At 60.7% G+C, this 24,597-nt stretch carries 22 protein-coding genes; 12 read left to right on the top strand and 10 right to left on the bottom strand.

The window, feature by feature from the left end; translation table 11 throughout:
• Position 1: 1 nt before the first annotated feature.
• Positions 2-1,153, bottom strand: a complete 1,152-nt coding sequence (locus tag EL217_RS10665; RefSeq protein ID WP_023018159.1) for an MFS transporter — start codon at positions 1,151-1,153, stop codon at positions 2-4.
• Between the two features lie 125 nt (positions 1,154-1,278).
• Entirely contained in the window at positions 1,279-1,881 is a 603-nt protein-coding gene (locus tag EL217_RS10660) for a superoxide dismutase (RefSeq protein ID WP_005279684.1), read from the bottom strand.
• Positions 1,882-2,045: 164 nt separating this feature from the next.
• Between EL217_RS10660 and msrA the strand changes: the two genes are divergently transcribed.
• Positions 2,046-2,693 carry a peptide-methionine (S)-S-oxide reductase MsrA gene (gene msrA / locus EL217_RS10655; RefSeq protein ID WP_023018158.1) on the top strand — a complete coding sequence of 216 codons (648 nt, stop codon included), beginning with the start codon at positions 2,046-2,048 and terminating at the stop codon, positions 2,691-2,693.
• Here msrA and EL217_RS10650 read toward each other — a convergent pair.
• Positions 2,690-4,432, bottom strand: coding sequence for an alpha/beta-hydrolase family protein (locus tag EL217_RS10650; protein ID WP_126319946.1), 1,743 nt, complete (start codon positions 4,430-4,432; stop codon positions 2,690-2,692). The two genes, msrA and EL217_RS10650, sit on opposite strands and share 4 nt — an antisense overlap.
• 87 nt (positions 4,433-4,519) lie before the next feature.
• Here EL217_RS10650 and EL217_RS10645 point away from each other — a divergent pair, with 87 nt between their 5' ends.
• Genes EL217_RS10645 through EL217_RS10635 form a run of 3 tightly spaced genes read left to right on the top strand, consistent with a single transcriptional unit; the run spans position 4,520 to position 7,112 of the window.
• Entirely contained in the window at positions 4,520-5,467 is a 948-nt protein-coding gene (locus EL217_RS10645; protein ID WP_005285324.1) for an L-lactate dehydrogenase, read from the top strand.
• Positions 5,467-6,171: a glycerophosphodiester phosphodiesterase family protein gene (locus tag EL217_RS10640; RefSeq protein WP_126319945.1), complete on the top strand. Its 705-nt coding sequence runs from the start codon at positions 5,467-5,469 to the stop codon at positions 6,169-6,171. Before EL217_RS10645 ends, EL217_RS10640 begins: the two co-directional genes overlap by 1 nt.
• 20 nt (positions 6,172-6,191) lie before the next feature.
• The gene (locus EL217_RS10635; protein WP_023029696.1) at positions 6,192-7,112 is read left to right on the top strand and encodes a DUF5926 family protein; all 921 of its coding nucleotides are present in this window, start codon (positions 6,192-6,194) and stop codon (positions 7,110-7,112) included.
• A 283-nt stretch (positions 7,113-7,395) separates the two neighbouring features.
• On the opposite strand, the gene EL217_RS10630 is transcribed toward EL217_RS10635, so the two are convergent.
• The 3 genes from EL217_RS10630 to EL217_RS10620 are packed head-to-tail and all read right to left on the bottom strand — an operon-like array spanning position 7,396 to position 10,579.
• Complete coding sequence (locus tag EL217_RS10630) at positions 7,396-8,676, bottom strand: LCP family protein (protein ID WP_023029695.1); 1,281 nt, start codon at positions 8,674-8,676, stop codon at positions 7,396-7,398.
• A 59-nt stretch (positions 8,677-8,735) separates the two neighbouring features.
• Positions 8,736-9,446 (bottom strand): CPBP family intramembrane glutamic endopeptidase, encoded by a 711-nt coding sequence (locus tag EL217_RS10625; RefSeq protein WP_023029694.1) that lies wholly within the window; start codon positions 9,444-9,446, stop codon positions 8,736-8,738.
• Complete coding sequence (locus EL217_RS10620) at positions 9,443-10,579, bottom strand: amidase (RefSeq protein WP_023029693.1); 1,137 nt, start codon at positions 10,577-10,579, stop codon at positions 9,443-9,445. Before EL217_RS10620 ends, EL217_RS10625 begins: the two co-directional genes overlap by 4 nt.
• Before the next feature lie 33 nt (positions 10,580-10,612).
• On the opposite strand from EL217_RS10620, the gene pheA reads away from it, so the two are divergent.
• Together pheA and EL217_RS10610 are read left to right on the top strand one after the other, a co-directional pair.
• Positions 10,613-11,521: a prephenate dehydratase gene (pheA, locus tag EL217_RS10615; RefSeq protein ID WP_023029692.1), complete on the top strand. Its 909-nt coding sequence runs from the start codon at positions 10,613-10,615 to the stop codon at positions 11,519-11,521.
• Positions 11,522-11,530: 9 nt separating this feature from the next.
• Positions 11,531-12,184, top strand: a complete 654-nt coding sequence (locus EL217_RS10610; RefSeq protein ID WP_023018151.1) for a histidine phosphatase family protein — start codon at positions 11,531-11,533, stop codon at positions 12,182-12,184.
• Here EL217_RS10610 and EL217_RS10605 read toward each other — a convergent pair.
• Genes EL217_RS10605 through EL217_RS10595 form a run of 3 tightly spaced genes read right to left on the bottom strand, consistent with a single transcriptional unit; the run spans position 12,181 to position 14,355 of the window.
• A complete protein-coding gene (locus EL217_RS10605) occupies positions 12,181-12,528 on the bottom strand; it encodes a metallopeptidase family protein (protein ID WP_005279702.1) in 348 nt (115 codons plus the stop codon). The two genes, EL217_RS10610 and EL217_RS10605, sit on opposite strands and share 4 nt — an antisense overlap.
• Positions 12,529-13,578, bottom strand: coding sequence for a septum formation family protein (locus EL217_RS10600; RefSeq protein WP_005285303.1), 1,050 nt, complete (start codon positions 13,576-13,578; stop codon positions 12,529-12,531). It abuts the gene before it with no gap.
• 27 nt (positions 13,579-13,605) lie between these two features.
• Positions 13,606-14,355 carry a GntR family transcriptional regulator gene (locus tag EL217_RS10595; RefSeq protein WP_023029691.1) on the bottom strand — a complete coding sequence of 250 codons (750 nt, stop codon included), beginning with the start codon at positions 14,353-14,355 and terminating at the stop codon, positions 13,606-13,608.
• A 65-nt stretch (positions 14,356-14,420) separates the two neighbouring features.
• Between EL217_RS10595 and serS the strand changes: the two genes are divergently transcribed.
• From serS to EL217_RS10565, 6 genes are all read left to right on the top strand, one after another.
• Complete coding sequence (serS, locus tag EL217_RS10590) at positions 14,421-15,677, top strand: serine--tRNA ligase (protein ID WP_005285300.1); 1,257 nt, start codon at positions 14,421-14,423, stop codon at positions 15,675-15,677.
• 27 nt (positions 15,678-15,704) lie between these two features.
• Entirely contained in the window at positions 15,705-17,336 is a 1,632-nt protein-coding gene (locus tag EL217_RS10585; protein WP_126319944.1) for a lysophospholipid acyltransferase family protein, read from the top strand.
• 300 nt (positions 17,337-17,636) lie between these two features.
• Positions 17,637-19,361: a glycerol-3-phosphate dehydrogenase/oxidase gene (locus tag EL217_RS10580; RefSeq protein WP_005279711.1), complete on the top strand. Its 1,725-nt coding sequence runs from the start codon at positions 17,637-17,639 to the stop codon at positions 19,359-19,361.
• A 12-nt stretch (positions 19,362-19,373) separates the two neighbouring features.
• Positions 19,374-20,111, top strand: coding sequence for an MIP/aquaporin family protein (locus EL217_RS10575; RefSeq protein ID WP_005285290.1), 738 nt, complete (start codon positions 19,374-19,376; stop codon positions 20,109-20,111).
• A gap of 30 nt (positions 20,112-20,141) precedes the next feature.
• A complete protein-coding gene (gene glpK, locus EL217_RS10570) occupies positions 20,142-21,689 on the top strand; it encodes a glycerol kinase GlpK (RefSeq protein WP_005279713.1) in 1,548 nt (515 codons plus the stop codon).
• Positions 21,690-21,711: 22 nt separating this feature from the next.
• The gene (locus tag EL217_RS10565; RefSeq protein WP_023029688.1) at positions 21,712-22,542 is read left to right on the top strand and encodes a Cof-type HAD-IIB family hydrolase; all 831 of its coding nucleotides are present in this window, start codon (positions 21,712-21,714) and stop codon (positions 22,540-22,542) included.
• 22 nt (positions 22,543-22,564) lie between these two features.
• Here the strand turns inward: EL217_RS10565 and EL217_RS10560 are convergent, their stop codons facing one another.
• Positions 22,565-24,463: an N-acetylmuramoyl-L-alanine amidase gene (locus EL217_RS10560; RefSeq protein ID WP_023029687.1), complete on the bottom strand. Its 1,899-nt coding sequence runs from the start codon at positions 24,461-24,463 to the stop codon at positions 22,565-22,567.
• Between the last annotated feature and the right edge of the window lie 134 nt (positions 24,464-24,597).

Genomic DNA, 24,597 nt, shown 5'->3' with positions numbered 1-24,597 from the left:
TTTAGTCGGATTTAATCTTGGTCCAAGTCAGCGCCGTGAGCGCGAGCGCGAAGGCGGTGAAGCAGGCGATGAATTGGTGCCAGGTGAGGGCATCGAAAAGCACGCCTGCCAAGGCGCCCACGATGGAAGAGCCCAGGTAGTAGCAGAAAACGTACATCGAGGACGCCTCGGCGCGGTCGTGGGTGGCCAGTTGCCCCACCCAGCCAGACGCTGTGGAGTGGACCGCGAAGAAACCGACGGTCAGGCACACCATGCCGATAAGAGTCATGGCCAGGTTGCCGGCGCAGAGGATAATGCCCACGGTAAAAAGCACGGCGGACCCAGCCATCGTTTTACCGTGCCCAATGCGCGCGACCAGCGTGCCCGCCCTGGCCGAGGACCACGTGCCGGAGAGATAAAACAGGAAGGTAAAACCAGCCAGTGCCGGTGATAGGCCGAAATCCCCGGTTAGGCGGAAGGTGAGGAAGTTATACATGGACACGAACGTGCCCATGGATAAAAAGGCAACGATAAATAACGTGGCGAGATCCTTATTCGCCCAGTGCCCAAAGACCGCACTCAGCTCCGAGCGGAAGTGAATTTCCTTGGGGTGAAAGTTTTGCTGGGCGGGCAGGAGGAGCCAACAGGTAATGGCAAAGGCCAGGGACACCACGGCGGAGCCAAGCAGAGCCCAGCGCCACGAGGAAAACTCCACCAAGCCAGCGGGAATGATGCGGCCGGTGAGCCCGCCTACGGAATTGCCGGCGATATAAAGGCCCATCGCCTTAGGCAAGGCATTGTCCTCGAGCTCTTCTGATAACCAGGCCATCGCCGTTGCCGGTGCTCCAGACAACATTGCGCCCTGCAGCCCGCGCAGGGCAATGAGCTGCCAGCCCTCTTGGGCCAGGGGCACCACGAGGCCCAAGATGGTGGCGGCGATGGCGGAAATGAGGAGGATGCGCCCGCGCCCATAGCGCTCAGAAAGGATGGATGCCGGAACCACGCAGATGGCCAACGCGCCGGTGGCGGCCGAAACGGTCATGGCCGCCTCGGTGTGCGAGATGCCCATATCCGTTACCAACGTGGGCAAAATTGCTTGGGTGGTATAGAGGCTAGAAAACACCGCCAAACCCAACAGGAGCATGGCGATGGTGGCGCGCCGGTTTCTGGTCATGCGTACCAGCATTCTCTTCACAGGCGGCGGTGTAAATTGCGCCACACCCTTGATGGGGTTAGTGCAAGCATAAAAATGCCGCCCTTCCAGTAGGGAAAGGCGGCAGAAAGTAACTAAGTTAGAAGTTACTTCTTAGCTGCAGCGAAACGCTCTGCAACGTCGTCCCAGTTGAAGACGTTCCAAGCGGCCTTGACGTAGTCGCCCTTCACGTTCTTGTACTGCAGGTAGTAAGCGTGCTCCCACATATCGAGCATGAGCAGCGGGGTGAAGTCAACGGAAACGTTGCCCTGCTGGTCAGTGAGCTGCTCGATGATCAGGCGGTCAGCGATGTGGTCGTAACCCAGCACTGCCCAGCCGGAACCCTGCAGGGAGGTAGCAGCACCAGCGAAGTGTGCCTGGAACTTCTCGAAGGAACCGAAGTCGCGGTCGATAGCCTCTGCCAGCTCACCGGTGGGCTGGCCGCCACCGTTCGGGGACAGGTTCTTCCAGAAGATGGAGTGGTTGGTGTGGCCACCCAGGTTGAAAGCCAAGTTCTTGGACAAGGCGCGGATGCGGTCTGGGTTAGCCTCGCCGTTGCGCTCTTCTTCCAGTGCCTCGAGGGCAGCGTTAGCACCCTTCACGTAGGTTGCGTGGTGCTTGTCGTGGTGGAGCTCCATAATCTCTGCGGAGATGTGTGGCTCCAGTGCGTCGTATGCGTATGGGAGATCAGGAAGTTCGTAAACAGCCATTTGTGTAATCCTTTCTTCGGGTACGTGTCCCGATGATAGGCACGATCGAAAGATTTCGCCATGATTAATTTGAAATCTGCAATTACCGCGAATATTTAGTGGCCCGGGAATCTATTAGCCCAGTACAACGTTATTTAGGGAAATAGAGAAAGGAGCTTTACCTGATGTGGATGTTTAAACCAGAGCCGAAGATGGTGGCTGCGGAAGATGCCCTGCCGGGCCGCAGCGAGCCGGTCTTGGACCCAGCCCCGCACGCGGTGCTGAATACCCCAATTACCGGTCCGTGGAAGGACGGCCAGAAATCGATCTTGATTGCCCTGGGTTGTTTCTGGGGTGCAGAAAAGATGTTTTGGGAGACCGATGGTGTTGAGTCCACCTCCGTTGGCTATGCCGGCGGCACCACCCCGAACCCCACGTATTACGAGGTCTGTCGTGGGCAAACCAACCATGCAGAAACCGTCGAGGTCACCTATGACCCGGAGAAGATCTCCTTGCGCGACCTCGTGGTGAAGGCACTGGAAGCCCACGATCCGACGCAGGGCTTCCGCCAAGGAAACGACGTGGGTACGCAGTACCGTTCCGCGTTTTATCCCCGCACCGAAGAAGAGCGGGAGGAAATCCAGGAAATCGTGGATAGCTACGCGGATAAGCTGAAAGAATTTGGTTTTGGGGAAACTACGACCGAAGTAAAACGCTTAGCCGATACGGACTCTGGCGAGTACTACTTGGCCGAAGACGAGCACCAGCAGTACCTGCACAAGGTGCCGAATGGGTACTGCCCGCACCACAGCACCGGTGTGAAGTGCGATTAGGCATCGAGCCGGATAAAACCGGCGATTTTCCGGGCTAATTTAGGAGTGAGGTTCAGGCGCGATTGGGAGCCTAGGACCTCATTCCAGTACCAGAGCATCTCCTGAAAGTAGTTATGCCCGTGGCCACCTGGGACGTTCAGGGAGTTGATCTGGTCTAGGCCAATCTGCCACCAGGTAATAAACGGTGCCCAGCGCAGGTGGCGGAGCGTATCCGCTCGGAGTGTCTCTGGTTGGGGTTCGTGCATCCAGGTGGGGCGGCGGAACATGAGGTTCAGGTCCCACCACACGATGGCATCGGAAGCATGCTGGGCAATGAGCACGCGGGGCCGGCGCCAGCTGGAAGGAAAATCGTTGCCAAAGGCATCGTGGCGCGAGTGCTCCGGTAGGGCGACAAAGCGGACGTGTTGCCCACCATCGATGACGGGGAGCCGCTCGAGCGAGCCGATATCGCGGCGCAGGCGCTGGGTAAAGCGCGTCATCCGCGGCGGGCCAGAAAAGACCGCGCCGCTGCAGGCAGCGAGGAGTTCGTCCTTGTTCTGGAAATTATCCATAATGGCGTAGGCACCCAGGGATTCCCCTGCAAGGTAGAGCCGCGGGCGATCTTCTTCTGGGAGCTTGTCAATTTCTTCTTGCACCACGGAAATGAGCTCGGCCGCAGCGCGCTTGGGCGCGTTTTTATCCACGAGGTAGGCGAAAACCGAGGGCAGGTAGGAATACTGCATGGTGACGGTGACGCAATCACCGGCGGTCAAAAACTCATAGGAGCTCGCGCTCCAGTTATTAATCCACCCGGATCCCGCGGGCATCTGAATGACGATGGTCTCCCGGCGCAGCGCACCGGTGCGCCGCAATTCTGAGCGCACCTTCTTCGCCGCCTGGGCAAAAGAACGCCCTGGGATATAGCCAGCATAAATGCGGATGGGTTCTTTGGTGGGAGCACCGGTGATGGTGCGAATATCGCGGGCGCGCGGGCCGTTGGAGACAAAACGCCGCCCTTGTTGCCCCAGCGCGGACCAAGGTTCAAGCGACCACGGGCTGCCGGAGCGCTCCGGCTCCCAGGGCATCGACGTGCCGGGAAAAATTTGTTTATTCAGGCGCTGCGCCTTGTGGGAGAGCGAACGGATCCAGCGCCGGAATACCACGCGGTCCGATAGCCCCACCGCGGCCACGGTGAGCCCGGCGGTAACGACCGGCCAGGCCACGAGTGCTGGAACCCAACGGCCCAATTGGCGCGATAATTTGGTCACGGTCAGCTGTGCCGCCTCGCCCACCAGTAGTAGCGCGCCGTATCCGGCGGTGCCGGCGGCTAGGCCGATGGCCGCGGTAGCCGGACCGCGAACCAGTTGTTTATTGACCAGACCCGCCTGCTTTTCCTGGTTGCGCAGCGAGAGAGCCGCATTGAAGGCGGTGCCGGCGCCAATAGCTAAGTGCAAGATTTGGCGGTGCTGCGGGCCCAAGCGGTCTTGCGGGCGCTTGCCCAGCCGGTTGAGCACAAAGCTCGTCGAGGCCGCCCCGAGGTGCCCGATGGCCTGCCCGATAGATACATTGGCCGCCGTCACCCACCACGGGCGGGGCAGCAGGGACGGCGATACCGCGGCCCACGTGGCCAGCTCTGCGCCTAAGATTCCGGCCGACATATGGGGCGGCAACGTCTGCCGACTGGTCATGCGGACGACGGGCGTGAGATCCGCGACTACGCCAAGAGAAATTAGTGCAGCGCGGCTGAAGGCGCGTTTCATGGTTGCCCATTATCCCAGAACGTACCGCGTTGTGCAGTGTGAAACATTACGCATGCAAAACCCCGCTGGGCGTTGCACAATAGGGTCATGGCAAAGCATGTAGGAAATAAAGTCGTTCTCATTGGCGCGGGTGACGTGGGAGTCGCTTACGCCTACGCACTGGTCAACCAGAGCATCGTCGACCACCTGGCCATCATCGACATCGATGAGCGGAAGCTGGAAGGCAATGTCATGGACCTCAACCACGGTGTGGTCTGGTCGCCACAGCGTACCCGCGTCACCAAGGGAACCTACGCGGATTGCGCGGACGCTGACATGGTCGTCATCTGCGCCGGCGCCGCCCAAAAGCCCGGCGAAACCCGCCTTGACCTGGTGGATAAGAACGTCAAGATCATGAACAGCATCGTCGCGGATGTCATTGCTAATGACTTCGACGGCATCTTCTTGGTCGCCTCCAACCCGGTCGATATCCTGACCTACGCGGTATGGAAGGCCTCCGGCTTTGACCACAAGCGGGTCATCGGCTCCGGTACGATTCTGGACTCCGCGCGCTTCCGCTACATGCTGGGTGAATTGGAAGGCGTGGCACCGAAGTCCGTGCACGCTTACATCATTGGTGAGCACGGCGATTCTGAGCTACCGGCCGTCTCCACCGCGAATGTTGCCGGTGTGCCGCTTTCGCAGAAGCTGGAAAAAGATCCGGAATACGCCGAGCGCATTGAAAAGATCTTTGAAGAAACCCGCGACGCCGCCTACTCCATTATCGATGCAAAGGGATCGACCTCCTACGGCATCGGCATGGGGCTTGCACGCATTACCGCCGCGATTATCCAGAACCAAGACGTGGCGCTTCCCGTCTCTGCTTACCTGCAGGGCGAGTACGGCGTGGAGGACCTCTACATCGGCACCGCGGCCATCGTAAACCGCACCGGCATCGTGCGCCCGGTAGAGTTGCAGCTCAACGAGCACGAAAAGGAGCGTTTCGACGCTTCTGCCAAGACGCTCAATGACATCAAAGAAAAGTTCTTTGGCTAGTGCACATCGTCGCGCATAGGGGATATTCCGGAAAATACCCGGAGCTATCCCCCTTAGCTTTTGAAAAGGCCATGGAGCTTCCCATCCATGGCGTGGAGTGCGATGTGCGGTTAAGCCGCGACGGCAAGGTGGTAGTCCAGCACGATCCCACCTTGGAGCGAATGACGGGGCGCGCCGGGCGAGTTTCGGCGATGGACTGGCGGGAGCTGAGCGAGGTCGACATCGGCAAGGGGCAGCGCATGATGCTTCTCGATGACCTCCTGGCCATGCTGGGGGACAAGCCCCACCACCTTTATATTGAAACCAAGCACCCCTCCGGGCAAGGTAGTGCCTTGGAAAAGCGGGTCATGGAACGGCTGCGCGCCGCCGGGCTCGATGAGGATCCGCGCATGCACGTTATTTCCTTTTCCCATAAAGCCATCCGGCGCATGAAGATTTTGGCACCGCACATTGACCGCATTTACCTGCGCCGAGATTGGGAACGCCATTTTAATCGTTCGGATTTCATGTGGTCGCGGCCGAGCGCCCTGGGGGTTTCCCTGCTGCGCGCCAAGATGCAGGCGGCCATTATTGGTGCGCAGGGCTTGCCCACGTATATGTGGACCGTTGATAAGCCGGAGGACATGAAGTGGGCTTGGTCCAATGGCGTGGACATGCTTGCCACCAATCAGCCGGAGGTGGCCCTGCGCGCTATTGAGCTGTAGAAAGCAGGTATCTTGGAGGCATGGCCAAGAAGAAAAAGAAACAAGAAGACCTGCCTGAGGGCATGTCCCGCCGTCAGGCGAAGCTTGCTGCCCGTGCCAAAGAGCGCGCCGCCTTGGAAAAAGACCCGCGCCCCTATAGCGGCCTCGCGGCGGAGGCTTCCCTCGTTGCCATGCAAGAGTTCGTGCCCTCCGCTTTTGCGAAGCTTGACGTGAAGGGCTGCGATAGGAACGTCTACGTCTCCACCGTCCTCCCGGGCGCCACCGCGGCGCTGATCCGCGATGAGGAATTCGGCGGCGATGCTTTTGTGGCACTGCAGGTGCAGTCCCACACCCACAACCCTGGCCGGGATCTGGCCTTCGCCCTGAACTGGGTCAAGAACAACGAGCCAGGTTCTACCTTGGAATCGACCGCGGCCGATGGCTCGCAGCCGGAGCTTAGTGAGCTTATCGATGCCGCAACCACCGTCGACATTGAAGTCCACCAGGACTTCAGCTGGTGGATTCCGGAAGGCGCGCAGGTCACCCCTGAGGTATCGCAGTCCATGCGCGCCGCCAATGACTCGGTCATCGAATCCCACCAGGTGGGCAACGACATTACCGGCACCGCCTTTTGGGCCAATGCCGGCGGCGGCAAAGCGCACGTGCGCTGGGTGCGCCCGAACGACGATGAGGCCGCGTTCCTCAACGCCTTGGCGCGAGTCGCCGCGCGCGGCGAGCTGAACTTGGGCGAGGACACCAAGTTCGCCGGAGTATTCCGCACCCACGGCCTCATCGCTCCCGTCTTTGACGTGCAGCCCGAGGTTGATTACTCCTCTTATGAGGACAAGCTCGCGGGCGTAGATAAGGCCTTGGCAGAAGAAATCTCCAATGACGCGCAATTGAACGCAGAAGAGCGCAAGCAGTTAGAAAACATCAAGTCCCGCCAGGTGACGTTGCGCTAAACGCACCACAACAAAGAGGCCCTTTCCCGACAATACGAGGAGGAAAGGGCCGCTTTCTTCGCAATCTAGCTAAAACGAGTTAAGGCATGAATAAGAAAAACTCAGGGCCGCGGCGCATAGCCTGGGCTTTCGCAGCCGCCAGCGCAGTAGCCTTCATGCTTGGCATAATTAGGATGCTTTCTATGGATCCTGTGGAATGGAGAATTTACCCTGAATTCTTCATAGCAACCACACTTGCTGGTTTCTCAATAACGTTTTTCCGATACGAAGATTGAGTTCAGGCCTATTTCATAGAGTCCCATAGCTGTTGGGCGCCTTCATCGTCCCAGAGCACGACATTGCCCACGACGGTGTCCTGGAACCCGCCAATGGGGACGGTTTCCGTGTCCACGCCGGAGCCCATCGCAAGTGCCACGCGGGCTAGGTGCCATACGTGGTCGCCATCGCCGACGATGAAGGAAGAGGCGGTCTGATTAATCAGGGAAATCGACCGGAAGGGGTTAATCAGCGTGGCCGGGGAAGTGATCTTATCTAGGAGCGCCGCGAAGAACTCGCGCTGGCGCTGCACGCGGTCGAGATCGCCCATTGCGGTGGCGCGGGTGCGCACATAGCCCAGCGCATCGCTTCCCTCTAGCTTCTGGCAGCCTTCCTGCAGATCGATGCCCGCCAGCGGGTCATTGATGGGCTCTGCAACGCAAATATCAACGCCGCCGACGGAATCGACCACATTGGCCAAACCACCCATGCCGATTTCGGCATAGTGGTCAATGTGCAGGCCGGTATTGCCCTCCACGGTTTGCGTGAGGAGCTTTGGCCCGCCGTAGGCAAAGGCGGCGTTGATCTTATCCATGCCGAAGCCTGGTACTTCCACGTAGCTATCGCGCGGAATGGAGACCAGCTGGGCTTGGCCGGAGCGCGGGATATGCAGGAGCATGATGGTATCGGTGCGTCCCTCGCCCACATCGCCACCGGTGCCGAGCGCTTGTTGGTCTTCTTCGGACAGGCCCTGGCGGGAATCGGATCCCACCAACAGCCAATTGGTGCCAGAGGTATTGGCCACCTGCTCATCCGGGAGGGCATCTACGCGGGTCAGGCGCGTATCGGCCCACAGTGCGAAGATGAGGCTGCAGACCACGACGACGAGGATAAAGATGCCGGCGCAGCCAAAGAATCGTTTGACTGGATTGGTCTTTTTCCGGCGGCTGTGCGGCTTAGAGTGGCGGCGGGGCGGTTGCTGCGCTTGTTGTGGCTGGTAGCGCTGTTGCAGCTGCTGCGGCGATTGCGGCTGCGATCGCTGTGGCGGTCGCTGCTGCGGCGGCCGTTGCTGTGGTGGTTGCTGCGCGGAACGCTGCTGGGCCCGGTACTGGCTGGGGTAGCGGGTAGGGGTTTCCTGGCGCGGGATGTGCTGCTGCGGCTCGGCACGATTCGTGCGCGGCCGGCGGCGAATGGGCCGACCGTAGCGGTCCTTGAGGGGACGGCCATCGGCCCCAAGGACGAACTCACTGGATGAGCTATCGCCAGCGCGGCGCGCCTCCCGATGCGGATCTCGTCCTGATTCAGTCATGCGCTATACCTTACAAGGCGCCGGCCAATTCCCCCGCTTTCCTCGCGAGCACGCCACACTTAAAGTACGGAAAGGCCGAAGGAATAGCCGAGGAAAGCGATCGCATCGATAAGAAAGTGCGCGATGACAAGCGGCCACACGCGGCCGGTGCGGTGATAGTAGTAGCCGTAGATTACGCCCATGATGATATTGCCAAAGCCGGCCGATACCCCCTGGTACAGGTGATATGAACCGCGCAGGATGGAGCTTGCCGCCAAGGCGGCGGGCAGCGACCAGCGCGCTTGGCGCAGCCTGGTCATTAGCCACATGACCACCACGGTTTCTTCCGCAAAGGCATTGGCGGCGGCCTTGATGAGGGAGACCGGAATCTCTAACCACGCATTATCGAAGTCACCGGGAATGACCTCTTTGCTCCAGCCAAACTGCACCGCGACGAAATACAAAACTAAGCCCGGGATGCCGATGAGCGCGGCGAGTCCCGCGCCGTGCAACCAATCAGAGGCGCGGTAGGCCGCCGGTTTAATGTGGTCTTTCGCCAGCAGGAAAAGTACTAGCGCACCATAGGCAAAAAGGACCGCCGCCGAGCACAATTGCAGGCCCAAATCCACCCACGCCAGGGCGGATTGGCTGGAGTTGAGCGTGACGGATTGCTCATTGAGCGGCTGCGGGGCTGCCAGCGAATTGATAAGCCGCAGCACCGCCCTGACCCCGGAAATACCGAAGGTCAGGGTGAGGACGATGAGCAGCTCGGCGCGTAGGTTCTTGGTCATGGGTGCAAGATGTGGGCGAGGCCTAAAAGCTGGGCATCGGAAAGCGTAATGCCTCCCACATGCACGCCGACGGGCGGGTGCGCGGGGATGGCCCAAGGTACAGAGATGGCGGGCAATTGGGCCATATTAAACAGCGAAGCCCACGGGGACCAGCGCGTTTGGGCGTTGAAATTCTCCGCGTGCGGAAGGGACAGGAAATGCCCCCGCGGCGGGGGATCCGCGGTGAGCATGGGCGTGATAATGGCATCGACCCGCCACTGCTGCGCTAGGAGCTCCGGGAGGTGGCGGACATGGCGCTGCGCGGCGCTTAGCTCGGCGGCGGATACGGTAGCGCCTTGCTGGGCCACCCAAGCCGCGTAGCCCTCTGCCTGTGGCAGACCCACAAACCGGGAGGTAAAGATCTCGCGGAAGTGCGCAAACGTGGCCCCTGCCTGCGGATAAGGCGCAATGGGGACGACCTCAAACCCCGCGGTGCGCAGCCGATCTGCGGCCTCGCGTGCCGCCCGCAGGTGGTGGGCTTCCACCCGGGCCGCGGCAAACAGGGGCTCAAGCAAGAGCCCAATGCGGGCGCGCGGGGTGATCATGCGGTGGCCGTGCAGGAACGCATTATCGGCCACGGTGCGGGTGATAAAACCCTCCGCGCCAAGATGGCTGCCCGCAGGCTTAAACCCCACGACCCCGCAGGCCGCCGCGGGAACGCGGATGGAACCGCCGCCATCGCTGGCCTGGGCCGCGCGCACGAGGCCGCGGGCTACCTGGACGGCCGCGCCGCCAGAAGAACCGCCCGGGGTGCGGCCTGGATAAAGAGGATTATCGGGGTGGGGAAGATCCACCGGCTCGGTATCGACGCGCAAGCCCAACTCCGGCGTGGAGGACTTGCCAATGAATATGGCGCCCTGCTTTTCCAATGTCGCGATGAACGGCTCGCTGACCGCGGGATAGTACGTGCGCTTGGCATTGCCCAAAGTGGTGGGCATACCCGCGACATCGTTGAGATCTTTTGCAGATAGGACCCACCCGCGCAGCCGGCCGGTGCGGGCGGGGGTGCGCTGCAGATCCAGGTAGGTAAAACCGTGCTCTGCGGGGCCCATGCCCTGCACATCCGCGCGGAGTCGTTCTATGGAAAAGTCCATGGCGCACCAGTCTAGTGGGCTAAGGTGACGGGCATGACTACAACCATCGCTTTCTTAGGCCCCGCCGGTACGTTCACGGAGGCCGCCGTGCACAAATTCGCTACCGAGTGGGAAGCGCGCGGGGAGACCGTGGAGACCCTGCCGGTGGACTCGCCATCAGCGGCGGTGGCGGCCGTGCGCGCCGGGCAGGCCGATTATGCCTGCGTCGCCATTGAAAATTCCGTGGATGGGGCGGTGACGACGACCTTTGACGCGCTGGTAGAAGGCGATCCCGTACAGATTTACCGCGAGGTAGATATCCCCGTTACCTTCAGCATCATGACAAGGCCGGGAACGAAAGACATCACGCGCCTCAGTACGCACCCGGTGGCCTTCCAACAAATCCGCGGCTGGGTAGCGGAGAACGCGCCGGGCGTGGAATTCGTGCCGGCTAGTTCGAATGCGGCGGCGGCGCAGGCCGTAGCGCGCGGGGAGGTCGACGCGGCGGCGGCGCCAGCGCGGGCGGCTGAAATCTTCGGCCTAGAAACCAGGGCGAGCGGCGTGGCCGACGTGCAGGGAGCGGCCACCCGCTTTGTGTTGGTGGGCCTGCCGGGGCGCCCGACCGCGCGCACCGGCCAGGATCGCACCAGCGTCATTTTCACCCTGCCCAACCAGCCGGGAACCCTAGTGGGGGCGTTACAAGATTTCGCCCACCGCGGGGTGGATCTCTCCCGGATTGAGTCGCGGCCGACGCGCCAAACCTTTGGTAACTACCGCTTCTATGTGGACTTGATTGGGCATATCGATGACCAGCCGGTTGCTGAGGCCCTGCGTGCGGTGTGGTTGCGGGCGGAGGAACTGCGGTTTTTGGGCTCCTGGCCCACCGCGACGCCCGCCGGCCACCCACCGCGGGACTTGGCGGAGGCGGATGCCTGGGTGGCGAGGGCGCGCAGGGGTCAATAATCTGGACGCATGACTGGAAGAATCATCCTGCTGCGCCATGGCCAAACCCATTCCAATGTCTCCCGGCTGCTTGATACCCGGCCGCCGGGCGCGGAGCTTACGGATCTGGGGCGCAACCAGGCCACGGAGGTGGGCCGGGAATTAGCAGGCTTTGTGGGCGAGCGCGAGGTCGACTTCAAGTGCTCGATTGCGCTGCGGGCGCAGCAGACCGCCACCTTGGCGGCGCGCGCCTTTGAACAGGAGCGGAACCTGCCGCGCTTTTCCATTCCCATCGATGTCATCCCGAATGTGCAGGAGATTTTCGCCGGCGATTGGGAGCTCGATGCCAGCGAGGCCGCCCACCGCAGCCACGATACGGCCATGCGCGGCTGGTGCTACGGCGATAGCCAGGCCGCCATGGAAGGCGGCGAGCGGCTCCAGGACGTGCTTTCGCGTTTCCAGCCCGCGTTGGAAGAGATTGCGGCGCAGCTTGCCGATGACCGCGATGTCATCCTCGTCAGCCACGGCGCCGCCATCCGGGTGGTAACCAAGCACGCCACCGGGGCGGACGCGGACTTTGCCTATACCGGTTATATGCCCAATTGCCGCTTTACCGTGATGGAGCCGCGCGGCAAGAAATTTGGCGAGTGGACGCTTACCCGCTGGGCCGATATTGAGCTCTAGCCCCAGCCCAGCTGGTGCAGTTCGTGTTCTTCCATGCCAAAGTAATGGCCTAGCTCGTGGAAGACCGTGACCTTGACCTGCTCGGCCAAGTCTTCTTCTGACGCGGCCCAGCGCTGCAAAGTGCTGCGGTAGATGAAGATGGCATCGGGCAAATACCCGGTGTGGTCGAAGGTGCGCTGGGGCAGGGCGACGCCCTCATAGAGCCCTAGCAAGGTGGGATCATCGGGGTTTTCTTCTTCCACCATGATCACCAGGTTGCGCATCTTGCGCACGAATTCATCGGGCACCTGATCGAGGGCGTCATTGACCATTTCCTCGAAGCGTTCTTCCGATACGGAATACATTTACGGTGCCGGCTTATTATCGCGAATCGGGTTGCGCTCCGGGCGCTCCTCCGGCGGGTTGCCGTCGATGGAGAGCGCCTGGCGGCCGCCGGTGGCGGCACCGGTGATGGAGGAAAAGCCGCCATCATCGCGGGCGTGGACGAGCGAGCAGTTCACGGACTTGGTGCCGCCATTCCAGGACTCTTCAGACACGGTGCCCCAGAACGGCTGCAGCGTGGATTGGTAGAGCTGTTCTTCCCCGCCCAGGTAGTCCTCGGCGGCAGCGGTGCAGGAATCCGAGAGGAATTTATCCATCTCCTTGCCATCCGGGTACGCGTCGGGGAATTTCTTGCCCAGGTCGATGACGGATACCGTCTCCAGCTGGTGCGGCTGGGCGCAGTCCACCACATGCGGTACTTGCTGATCATCGATGGCCAGGCACTCGCCCGGCTTGGCCAGGTTGGCCTGCTCGGAGGCCTCAACATTGCCGGTGGTCAACTGCGGCACGCCGTGATCATCGGTGGTCTGTAGGCCGCACAGCAGGGTGCGGTCACCGTTATTCCACGCGGATTCCGGCGGCAAGATGGAGGCAATATCGTACTTGCCGTGCGGATCCCACTTGCTGTGCAGGTAGCTCACCGTGGCGGACTCACAGAGCTCATCGCGCAGCTGGTGCTGGCGGGTAAGCGCGGGCCGCGAGGCATCCGGGCCGAATTCACTGGTGGGGTAGACGCTGAGATCCTCCACTGTGGAGACCTCGAAGCGGTGCTGCTCCGAGCATTCCACCTCCTTGAAGGAAGCGGCAGAGCCATCCTCATTGATATCCCACGTCACGCAGGACCCAGCGGAAGCGGAGGTAAAAGGCTCCACCTTTGCATCGGAGGATCCTGAGCCATCGGCACCGCCCGCAGAGGACTGTTCGGACGCGGCGGTAGTATCGCCCCCGTTAGACCCGTGGTTGCTGACAATGCCGTAGATGCCCATGAAAACGGCCGCCGCGATTGCTGAGATCAAGGCAATCTGGACGGCCACAGCGGAACGCCACGCAGGTGATTTCTTCATAAGGCCCATTATCTTACCCTTTAAGCAGGGTGTTTTCTAGATTGAGGTATCCCGGGAAACGCGGGTATTCAGGTGGTACCTATCGGTGCGGTAGACCGAGGAACACCATTCCACGGGCTTATCCCCCGAGCGCGAGCAGCGCACGATGTGCAGCAGTGGGGAACCCACGGGGACATCGAGAAGCGGCGCGATCTCCTCGTTGGCGGCAATGGCGGAGACGGTCTGGTCCGCGTCCGTGATGGGGACGCCAAACGTCTTATCCAAAATGGAATACACCGAATTATAGGTGTCATTTTCCAGCAGGCTCGGCGCAAAAGCGGAGTTATACCAGCCATCATCGATGGAATAAGGCTCGCCATCGCCCAAGCGCAGCCGGCGCAAATGAATCTGTTCTTCCGTGGCAGGGGCCCCAAAGAAGTGGGTGGCCGCCTCCGGGGCGCTCGCGCGGCCGCTGTTGAGGATCTTGGAGGAAGCCACCACATCCTGGGCGCTCATTTCATCAGAAAAAGAAGCCAGGTGCAGGCGCGATACCAAGGGGTTGGGGGCTACGAAGGTGCCCTTACCGCGCACGCGGCGCAATCTTCCGGCGGCAACGAGATCCCCGATGGCCCGGCGCACCGTAATGCGGGAGACGCCGTAGGTTTCCTCCAAGAGCCTCTCACCGGGGAGGATATCACCGGGTTTGAGGGTGGTATTACATAATTCCTCCAGAATATCGTGCAATTGAGCGTGCTTTGGGGTGGGGCCATCGCTGATTTCGCGGGCCGGTAATTCTAGGGAGGACATGATTCCATAATAATTCGCTGGTTATTACCACGGCAAGGCAATGGCAGTGCGCTAGAATCAGTTCCGTGATTGATCTCAAGCTACTCCGTGAAAACCCAGACGTTGTCCGCGCCTCCCAGGTCACCCGTGGGGAAGACCCCTCGCTCGTGGATCAGCTCCTCGCTGCCGATGAGAAGCGCCGCCTTGCCATCCAGAAGGCAGATGAGGTGCGCTCCCAGCAGAAATCCCTGGGCAAGAAGATTGGTCAGGCCTCCCCGGAAGAGCGCCCGGCGTTGCTGGAAGGCGCAGATGAGCTGAAAGCCAAGGTCAAAGAGGCCGAAGAGGCTCGGTCCGCGGCTGAGGCCACGGTGGAAGAGTTGCAGTACAAGATCGATAACGTCGTTGAAGGCGCACCCGCCGGCGGCGAGGATGACTTCGTCCTCGTTGAAGAGGTAGGCGAGATCCCGCACTTCGATTTCGAACCTAAGGACCACCTTGAACTCGGCGAGTCCCTGGGACTCATTGACGTCAAGCGCGGTGCGAAGGTCGGCGGTGCCCGCTTCTACTACCTCACCGGCGATGGTGCATTCCTGCAGCTGGGCATGCTGATGTTGGCTGCACAAAAGGCGCGGGAAGCCGGTTTCCAGCTGATGATCCCGCCGGTTCTGGTGCGCCCAGAGATCATGTCCGGCACGGGCTTTTTGGGCCAGCACTCCGATGAGATCTACTACCTTCCGGCCGATGATCGCTACCTCGTGGGCACCTCCGAAGTCGCGCTGGCTGGCTACCACAAGGATGAGATCATCGATCTATCCAATGGTCCCCTGCAGTACGCGGGTTGGTCCTCCTGCTTCCGCCGGGAGGCGGGTTCCCACGGCAAGGACACCCGCGGCATCCTGCGCGTGCACCAATTCGACAAGCTAGAAATGTTTGTCTACTGCAAGCCGGAAGACGCCGAGGACATGCACCAAAAGCTCCTCGATATGGAAAAGGAAATGCTGGCTGCGATGGAATTGCCGTACCGCACCATCGATATCGCCGGCGGTGACTTGGGCTCTTCGGCGGCCCGCAAATTCGATAACGAGGCGTGGGTGCCAACCCAAGGCACCTACCGCGAGCTGACTTCCACTTCCAATTGCACCACCTTCCAGGCCCGCCGTCTGTCCACCCGCTACCGTGATGAGAACGGGAAGACGCAGGTGGCCGCCACCTTGAACGGCACCCTGGCCACCACCCGTTGGATCGTGGCGATCTTGGAAAACCACCAGCAAGCCGATGGCTCCGTCGTTGTTCCAGAGGCCCTGCGCCCATTCGTGGGCAAGGATGTCCTCACGCCGCAGTAGCCTGCGGAACAAAGCTAAAGGAGCACCATGAACGCTGCGACGAATTTCTTGTACCGCCAGATCACCCACATCGGGCGCGGCCTCACCTTGGCCCAAGGCCTGCAGATGCGCCTGTCTGGGGAGGAGAATATTCCCGATGACGGCGGTGCCGTCCTTGTGTGCAATCACACCGGGTATATGGATTTTCTGTTCGGCGCGTTCATTGCCTATCGCAAAAAACGGCTGGTGCGCTTTCTAGCCAAGGCCAGCATCTTTAGCACCCCAGGCGTGGGCGCCCTGCTGCGCGCTATGGGGCACGTGCCGGTAGACCGCATCGATGGCAAAGAGTCCTTGCGCAAGGCGGTAGAGCTTGCCGAGGCCGGCGAGCTCGTCGGCGTCTTTTCTGAAGGCACGATTTCCCGCAGCTTTGAAATTCGCAGCATGAAAACCGGCGCCTCCCGCATCGCTTTTGAAGCGGGCGTGCCAATTGTTCCGCAGGTGATGTTCGGCTCGCAGCGCCTGTGGACAAAGGGTCACAAGAAGAACTTGGGCCGCACCAAGACTCCGGTCTTTATTACCGCGCTCGAGCCGTATTACCCCACCGGGGATCCGGAGGCCGATACCGCAGAAATCCGCCGCCGCATGCAGGAGGCCTTGGAGGGACTCTGGGAGGATTACGAGGCGGAGTTCGGCCCCATGCCCGCCGGCGAATATTGGGTTCCTGCGCGCAAGGGTGGTTCCGCCCCGACGCTGGAAGAGGCCGAAGCCCGCGATGCGGAGGTGGAAACGGAGCGGCACCGAGTGCGTCGCCTGCGCGATGACTTGGTGGGACTCAAAGATCGCGTTTCCGTTTCCACCGTTGAACTCGTGCGCAACCACATGGCCTCTGCCAAGGATGAGGAAGGGCAGGATGAGCACGATGGCAAAGAGCCGCAGGAAAAGAAGCACATCGCGGCCGATACCTTGGAGTGGGTCAAGACCAACCTCAATGCCGTGGTGGAAGAGGCAACCCGCGGCTTGGATGAGGGCAAGGATAAGGTCGCCGATGTTATGGCCCAGCTGAAGACGGATGTGGCGCAGGCCCAAGCCTCTATTGCCGCAAGCAGCAAGGAGATCTGGGAAGGATCCGTGGTAGAGCAGGGATTGCTCGCCGCGGCGACCCAGTCCCGCCTGATAGTTTCCCGTCTGCCGCACCGGCTCAAGGCCCAGTTTTCTGCCATCCCGCGCGTAGTGGTGGCGCATCAAAGCACGCTGAACTGGGAAGACGATGCCCTGACCCCGCGGTTGAAGGCGGCGCTAGAAAGCATCTACCCCGCAGCGGAGGTGCTCATCGTGGTCTCGTGCGATGCGGATCTCGATGTCCCGCAGGCGGTGTGGCATATCCAGCTTGATGAGCAGGCCGAAAAGCCGCTTTTGGATAAAGAAGCGATGAAGGTTACCTCGGTCACGGCCGCCGCCGGCGTGGATTGCATCCTGGATGATTTGGAAGCCAAGCCGAGCGAGGCGCTGGTCTTTGGCAATGAGCCGGGCGATGAAGAATTCTTGAATTACATCCCGGTCGTTGCCCTGGAGACCGCGCCCATCGAGGTGGTCAAGGATGCGCAGGCTGTGACGTATTCCGCCGAGCGCGCAGGTATGTCCGAGGTTTTGGAAGCGATGGCCCGGTTACAAAAAGACTAGGCGCGTGCAAACGTTGGCGTTACCACCCCCGCGAGGGGGTGGTTTTCTTTTTGGTTGGCTAATCAAAGGGCGGGAATTGACTGCTTACGGGGCCGGAAGTTACGTGTGAGAAACCTCTAGTGAATGTTTAAGCGGTGACCTCTACCATAGGAGATAGGAGATATTGGCTCTACTTTTTAGAGCGCAATAGTCGCCATCATGAATCATCCAAAACTTGCTTTTAGCTGTGCTTACGCCATCTCATTCATTGTTTGTCGGAGCAAGCACACATGAGCACCAAGGAAGGAGATGCGGTCTCTAATGACCCAGCAAAGCAATCAATCCTTTAACCCCGAATATTTTGAAAATGTGTGGAATGGCTACGCGGATGAGGACTACGACGTCGTCATCATCGGTGGTGGCTCCGTAGGTGCCGGCGCGGCACTGGATGCGGCAACCCGTGGTTTGAAGACCGCGGTGCTGGAGTCCCGCGACTTCGCCGCTGGTACCTCTTCCCGCTCTTCCAAGATGTTCCATGGTGGCCTGCGCTACCTTGCAATGTTTGACTTCCGCCTCGTGGCAGAGTCACTGAAGGAGCGCGAGCTCAACATGTCCACGTTGGCTCCCCACCTAGTTAAGCCGCTGAAGTTCATCTTCCCGCTCACCCACCACGTATGGGAGCGCGTCATGATGTTCGGTGGCTTTACCCTTTATGACCTCATGGGCGGTGCAAAGAGCGTGCCGATGCAAAAGCACCTCACCCGCAAGGGCGCCCTCAAGGTCACCCCTGGCCTGAAGGAAGACGCCATCGTCGGCGGTGTGCGCTACTACGACACCCTGGTGGACGATGCCCGCCACACGATGACCGTGCTGCGCAGCGCCGCTGAATACGGCGCCGATGTGCGCACCAATACCGAGGTCATCGGTTTTGATAAGGACCGCGGCGGCCGCGTCGTTGGCGCCAAGGTTCGCGATACCGCCACCGGCCGCGAGGCCACCGTGCGCGGTAAGGTCTTCATCAACGCTACCGGTGTCTGGAACGACAAAATCCAGGAGCTGGCCGGCGTGGAAGGCAAGTTCACCGTTCACGCTTCCAAGGGTGTGCACATCGTCGTGCCAAAGGATGCCCTGGATGCAGAAGCAGCCCTGTGCTTCGTGACCGAAAAGTCCGTCCTCTTCGTCATCCCATGGGGTGACTACTGGATCATCGGTACCACCGATACCGACTGGGAGAAGGGCCTATCCCTTCCGGATCCCGCCCCTACAAAGGCGGATATTGACTACATCCTGGATGAGGTCAACCAGCGCGTGCGCCGCCAGATCACCCGTGATGACATCGTCGGTGTTTACTCCGGCCTGCGCCCGCTGCTGTCCGGCAAGTCCGATTCCACCACCAACCTGTCCCGTAACCACGCCGTGGCTCGCGTGGCCCCGGGTATGGTCTCCGTTGCCGGTGGTAAGTACACCACCTACCGCGTCATCGGTAAGGATGCCGTTGACCTAGCCGTGGAAGAACTCGGCGGCAAGGTGCCAGAGTCCATCACCGAGCACACCCCGATCCTGGGCGCTGCCGGCTACCACGCGCTGGCCAACCAGATTCCTACCTTGGCCCGCCGCTACAACCTGAGCGAGGACTTCATCGAGCACCTGCTCGGCCGCTACGGTTCGCTTTTGGGCGAGGTTCTGGCTCCTGCGCAGGACGATGAGTCCCTGCTCGAGCCCGTTCCCGGTGCTGAAACCTACCTCTGGGCTGAGGTGCGCTACGCCGTCACCCACGAGGGCGCGCTGCACTTGGACGATATCTTGACCCGTCGCCTCCGCGTCGCCATCGAGTTTGGTGACCGTGGCGTCAACGCAGCTCCTGCCGTGGCAGACTTCGTTGCTCCGCTGCTGGATTGGAGCGAGGAAGACAAGCAGCTCGAGGTGGATACCTTCACCAAGCACACCGAGGCAGAGCTGGCCGCTGAGGCAGCTGTGACCGACCGCGAAGCTAACGACATTCTGGTCCGCGCTGGCTCCGCTCGTCCGACCGAGACTCAAGGATAAGGGGAGGCGCTAATGGCTGGATCTGATGCATTTTTGTGGGAGTTTATCGGCACCACGCTGCTGCTGCTTCTTGGTAACGGCGTGTGTGCGCTGGTGAACCTCCGCACCTCGGGTGCGCGTGGCTCCGACTGGATAGTTATCGCCTTGGGCTGGGGCATGGGCGTCTTCGTCGGCGCCAGCGTCGCCGACCCGACTGGGGGCCACTTGAACCCTGCGGTAACGCTCATGCTCGCGCTCAATGGTTCGCTTGAATGGAACCTGGTTCCGTTCTACGCGCTAGGCCAAATCCTGGGTGCTATGTTCGGTGCCTTCCTGGCATGGGCCGCGTTCAAGCAACTCTTCGATGCGAATAACTACGACGAAGAGGGCAAGGTTACCGGCGCCAATTCTGAAACCGGGGGAATCTTCTTCACCGCCCCCGCACACCCACACAATGGCTGGAATACGGTAACCGAGTTCATCGCCACCACCGTATTGTTGATGTTCATCGCCTTCGGTCCTGCCGGTGGCGAGCTGGGCCCACTGAGCTACTTCGGCGTGGCATTCGTCGTTGTTGCCGTCGGCCTGTCCCTTGGTACGCCTACGGGATACGCCATCAACCCGGTCCGTGACTTGGGACCGCGTTTGATGTACGCCTTCGTCCTTCCCATTAAGGACAAGGGCAGCGCTAACTGGGGCTATGCATGGGTGCCGATTGTTGGCCCGCTGCTTTCGGCTGTTGCCGTTGGCCTATTGTCCATTGCGCTTTAATCCACCCCCTATACAGGAGAAATTAGACACATGAGTGATAAGAAATACGTCGCAGCTATTGACCAAGGAACCACCTCAACCCGCTGCATCATCTTCAACCACGATGGCGATCAGGTATCCGTGGGCCAGCTCGAGCACGAGCAGATCTTCCCAGAAAAGGGCTGGGTAGAACACGACCCGCAGGAGATCTGGAGCAACACCCGCCGTGCTGTGGGGGAGGCTTTGGCCAATGGCGATATAACAGTAGAAGATATCGACTCCGTCGGTATCACCAACCAGCGCGAAACCACCGTGGTGTGGGATAAGAACACTGGTGAGCCCGTCTACAACGCCATCGTCTGGCAGGACACCCGCACCTCCGCCATCTGTAAGGAACTGGCAGGTGAAGAGGGCCCGGATAAGTGGCGCCGCCGCACCGGCCTGCTGATCAACTCCTACCCAGCGGGCCCGAAGGTCAAGTGGATCCTCGATAATGTTGATGGTGTCCGCGAGCGCGCCGAAAAGGGCGAGCTGCTCTTCGGCACCATTGACTCCTGGCTGCTGTGGAACCTGACCGGCGGTGCCGAGGGCGACGGCGACAAGGAAGCGCTGCACGCAACGGACGTGACCAACGCTTCGCGTACGCTGCTCATGGACATCGAAAAGCTGGAGTGGGACGAAGATCTGTGCAAGGAAATGGGCATTCCGATGTCCATGCTGCCGGAGATTCGCCCGTCCCTGGGTGATTTCCGCACCGTCCGCGAGCGCGGTTCCCTCGCCGGCGTTCCCATTCGCGCCATCTTGGGTGACCAGCAGTCCGCTATGTTTGGCCAGGGCTGCTTCCGCGCGGGTTCGGCCAAGAACACCTACGGCACCGGCCTCTTCCTGCTGCTGAACACCGGTACCACCCCGAAGTTCTCCGAAAACGGCCTGCTGACCACCGTCTGCTTCCAGCGCGAGGGCGAGCGCCCCGTGTACGCACTGGAAGGCTCCGTTTCCATGGGTGGCTCCCTCGTGCAGTGGCTGCGCGATAACCTGCAGCTCATCCCCAACTCCTCTGCCATCGAGAACCTGGCACGCGAGACCAAGGACAACGGTGGCGTGTACATCGTCCCAGCGTTCTCTGGTCTCTTCGCTCCGCACTGGCGTTCCGATGCCCGCGGCGTCATCGTCGGCCTGACCCGCTTTGCCAACCGTGGACACCTGGCACGCGCCGTCCTCGAGGCAACCGCTTACCAGACCCGCGATGTGGCGGATGCCATGGTGGCGGACTCCGGCGTGGAGATCACCGAGCTGCGCGTGGACGGCGGCATGACCACCAACGAGCTGCTCATGCAGTTCCAGTCTGACATCTTGGGCGTGGAGGTGCACCGCCCGAAGAACATTGAGACCACCGCAACCGGCGCCGCTGTTGCTGCCGGCTTGGACAATGGCTTCTGGGAGGACCTCAGCATCCTGGATACCCAGCGCGGTGACCTCACCGTATTCAAGCCCAAGATGGAGCAAGAAGAGGTGGACTACCTCTACGGTGAATGGAAGCGCGCTATCAAGCGTTCCTTGAACTGGGAAGACTCCGATGAGGATGAGATGGACTTCTAAATCCTGAAGTAAACTCGCGGGTATGGATACTTTCCCTACCCGGGCCCCTCGGCTCATCGCGAGCGATATTGACGGCACCCTGTTGGACCGCAATCATCGCGTCCCGCGTCGCAACCGCGACGCAGTGGCGCGGGCGGTGCAGCAGGGTGCTTATTTTGCGTTATCCACCGGCAGGCCCTTTCGCTGGATAGAGCCGGTGCTGGAGCAGCTCACGGTGCGCCCGGTATGCGTGACATCTAATGGGGCGGTGCTCTATGATTCCGCGGAGGACTGCGTCTTATCCGCGCGCGAGCTGTACCCGGACGCGTTAGAAGAGGTGGTGACGGTTGCGCAGCGCGTCCTTGGTACCGTCGGCTTTGGCGCGGAACGCGCGGGCGGTTCGCTTGCCGATGCCCCCGAGGAGCTCTTCGTCGTCGACCCGCACTACTCCGAAAATGCCCTCTTTGAGGGTTTTGGCGTCGTCAGCGTGGGCGAGCTGGTGGCGCAGCCAGTGGTCAAGCTGCTTATCCGGAATACGGAATATTCCGCACCGGAACTCTATGACTTGATTGCTCCCCATATTGATTCGGAGCTGGCGCATATCACCTACTCCATGCAGGAGGGCGTGCTTGAGGTTGCGGCCCCCAACGTCACCAAGCGCCGCGGCGTGGAGTGGTTGGCCAAGCAGCATGGGATAGCGCAGGAAGAGACCATTGCCTTTGGTGATATGCCCAATGACATTGAGATGCTCACCTGGGCCGGCTGCGGGGTGGCAATGGAAAACGCCCTCCCGGCGGTCAAGGCGGCCGCTGATGCGGTCACCGTGGCCAACCACCAGGCGGGCGTGGCAAAGGTTTTGGAGCGCTGGTTCTAGCGCCTCGTCTCCATGGAGGAGACTATTTGGTGTAGATGTCTACCTTTTCGGTGTCGATGTTGTAGACAATCTCGCCGCCCTGGAACTGGACGCGGATTTCCTTGCCGTTCTTAATCTCATTGGTCGTGGGCAGGCCGAGCTTGGAGGCGTTATCGCCCTCTGCCCACTTCTTAGCAATCTCCCCGGTCAGGGCCTTGGCTCCGGAGTCCTTGGAGGAGAGGACCACGCCGTTTTGGAAGAGCTGGTACATGATCTTGCCGGAATCGGTGGAGTTCGGTCCACCAACGGCGAGTCCCAGGACTGGGCCAAAGGCGTTGAGGACGGAGGTCCAGGATTCCTTGAGGCCTTCGTTATTAGAAAGCTGCACAACCTTGTTGACGATATTCGGAATATCGCCCGCGGTCAGGTTACCGGCAACCTTCTTATCAGTATCCGGCTGTGCCACGCGGTCGTTGGCAACCAGGACGCCGAAGACCGCGGCGGCGATGCCAGCCAAGGCCTGGATGGTCGATACTGGAATGTCGACACCGCCGATGGAGGAGGTGGTCCCGCCCGGGGTGGACTGACCGCCGCTAATCGATGGCTTCTTATCCCAGTTCATTGCAGCGGCGCTGCCGCCGACCTTAACCGCGTTGTACTTCTGCTTAGTGTTATCGCGGATCTCTTTCCAGTGCTGCACGGTGTGGCTACCCGGGCACTGGGTGTAGTGGAAATCATTGTGTCCGCTGAAGGCAGGCACGGTTGCCTGCGCGCCGGCCGCATATTTGGACCCGCCGAAGCCACCAGAGGTCAGGGTAGCGGTGCCGGTGGGATCGATGCCTGAGATAGCGGCCTTCCACCCGGCGATTTCTGCTACCGAGTTCAGCATCTTCTGTGATGGTTCCGCAATTTCGTAGTTACCAATCATGGAAATGCCCCAGTTATGGGAGTTGAAGCCACCAACGTGGGCGCCCTGGACGGCCTTGTCGAGTCCGCCGTAACGGCCTTCGTAGATGGTGCCGAACTTATCCACGAGCACGTTGTATCCAATATCGCACCAGCCCAGGTTCTGTGCGTGGTATTCGTAGGCAGCGCGAACCTGCGCGGCGGCCTGTGCCGGGGTGTAGTTATTGGAGCCCGCGGTGTGGTGCAGCGTCATCGCCTTGATGCCGTCATCGTAGGTGGGCTGCTGGCAGCGCTTGGATTCATCGGCGCCCCATCCGGAGCGAGAAACTACCTTTGGCATGCCATCGGTGGTGGCAGTTGGTTCGATGGCGTGGCCTTCTTGGGCATTGCCGTCCATGAAGACGGCATCTAGGTCCGACACGGTGGTGCGGTCGGTGTTGTTCTCATCAGCTACAGGGGCGATATCGCCGACGTTATAGGGCAGCGGTGCGGCACGGTTGGCATCCGCAGCGCCGGCTGCTTTTTCGAGCAATTCAGCATCGTCATCCAGGTTGGAGCCGGTCACGAGGTCCACATTGGCCATGGATACCTGCACATCGTTGGTATCGCCCACGTAAATAAGCTCGGTACCGTTCTTGCCATCGCCGTAGTTCATGGCATCCATATCGAACCACTCGCTCCAGGAGCCGTCCTCCTGCTTGGAGCGGACGAAGGAGTGCACGTCGCGCTTGCCCTCCCAGGTCACAGCGAACATGTTGAATGGTTCGTCGCGGTGGAAGTGCTTGACGGCACGCGGGCCCTCGCCATCGCCTTGCGCTGCCACGGCGGGATCATCAACGACGACGGAGTCGGCGTCGCTAAAGCTTTCTGAGGCGTTTTTCACCTCGATGGGGCCGCCGGAACCGGAGTCCTGGGTTTTGAGGACCTGCTGGCCGCCGAATGCGGCCGCCATGACGAGGGCAATGGAGGAAACCGTCGCGATGACGGGTGTGGTCCACGGTGACCTCGTGGGGACTAGTCGACGTCGTTGCTTCACTCTATTCTCCCTGGGTTGAGTTAGGTGCCGATGTAGCTGTAAAAACGGTTGCCAAAAGTTAACAGTTGATAGTGATGCTACGAGTGTGACAACTGTGAATCTTGTTGCGACACGCCGATGACCCGTGTTCCTCG

Origin of the sequence: Corynebacterium segmentosum (assembly GCF_900637825.1) — a bacterium.
In the GTDB taxonomy this organism is placed as follows: domain Bacteria; phylum Actinomycetota; class Actinomycetes; order Mycobacteriales; family Mycobacteriaceae; genus Corynebacterium; species Corynebacterium accolens.
The sequence above is the reverse complement of the archived record's forward strand: the minus strand, read 5'-3'. Positions and strand labels throughout refer to the sequence as shown.

Excerpts from the sequence above, each read along its gene's own strand:
- EL217_RS10665 (WP_023018159.1), bottom strand. The coding sequence starts at position 1,153 with ATGACCAGAAACCGGCGCGCCACCATCGCCATGCTCCTGTTGGGTTTG.
- EL217_RS10660 (WP_005279684.1), bottom strand. The coding sequence starts at position 1,881 with ATGGCTGTTTACGAACTTCCTGATCTCCCATACGCATACGACGCACTG.
- msrA (WP_023018158.1), top strand. The coding sequence starts at position 2,046 with ATGTGGATGTTTAAACCAGAGCCGAAGATGGTGGCTGCGGAAGATGCC.
- EL217_RS10650 (WP_126319946.1), bottom strand. The coding sequence starts at position 4,432 with ATGAAACGCGCCTTCAGCCGCGCTGCACTAATTTCTCTTGGCGTAGTC.
- EL217_RS10645 (WP_005285324.1), top strand. The coding sequence starts at position 4,520 with ATGGCAAAGCATGTAGGAAATAAAGTCGTTCTCATTGGCGCGGGTGAC.
- EL217_RS10635 (WP_023029696.1), top strand. The coding sequence starts at position 6,192 with ATGGCCAAGAAGAAAAAGAAACAAGAAGACCTGCCTGAGGGCATGTCC.
- EL217_RS10630 (WP_023029695.1), bottom strand. The coding sequence starts at position 8,676 with ATGACTGAATCAGGACGAGATCCGCATCGGGAGGCGCGCCGCGCTGGC.
- EL217_RS10625 (WP_023029694.1), bottom strand. The coding sequence starts at position 9,446 with ATGACCAAGAACCTACGCGCCGAGCTGCTCATCGTCCTCACCCTGACC.
- EL217_RS10620 (WP_023029693.1), bottom strand. The coding sequence starts at position 10,579 with ATGGACTTTTCCATAGAACGACTCCGCGCGGATGTGCAGGGCATGGGC.
- pheA (WP_023029692.1), top strand. The coding sequence starts at position 10,613 with ATGACTACAACCATCGCTTTCTTAGGCCCCGCCGGTACGTTCACGGAG.
- EL217_RS10610 (WP_023018151.1), top strand. The coding sequence starts at position 11,531 with ATGACTGGAAGAATCATCCTGCTGCGCCATGGCCAAACCCATTCCAAT.
- EL217_RS10605 (WP_005279702.1), bottom strand. The coding sequence starts at position 12,528 with ATGTATTCCGTATCGGAAGAACGCTTCGAGGAAATGGTCAATGACGCC.
- EL217_RS10600 (WP_005285303.1), bottom strand. The coding sequence starts at position 13,578 with ATGGGCCTTATGAAGAAATCACCTGCGTGGCGTTCCGCTGTGGCCGTC.
- EL217_RS10595 (WP_023029691.1), bottom strand. The coding sequence starts at position 14,355 with ATGTCCTCCCTAGAATTACCGGCCCGCGAAATCAGCGATGGCCCCACC.
- EL217_RS10585 (WP_126319944.1), top strand. The coding sequence starts at position 15,705 with ATGAACGCTGCGACGAATTTCTTGTACCGCCAGATCACCCACATCGGG.
- EL217_RS10580 (WP_005279711.1), top strand. The coding sequence starts at position 17,637 with ATGACCCAGCAAAGCAATCAATCCTTTAACCCCGAATATTTTGAAAAT.
- EL217_RS10575 (WP_005285290.1), top strand. The coding sequence starts at position 19,374 with ATGGCTGGATCTGATGCATTTTTGTGGGAGTTTATCGGCACCACGCTG.
- glpK (WP_005279713.1), top strand. The coding sequence starts at position 20,142 with ATGAGTGATAAGAAATACGTCGCAGCTATTGACCAAGGAACCACCTCA.
- EL217_RS10565 (WP_023029688.1), top strand. The coding sequence starts at position 21,712 with ATGGATACTTTCCCTACCCGGGCCCCTCGGCTCATCGCGAGCGATATT.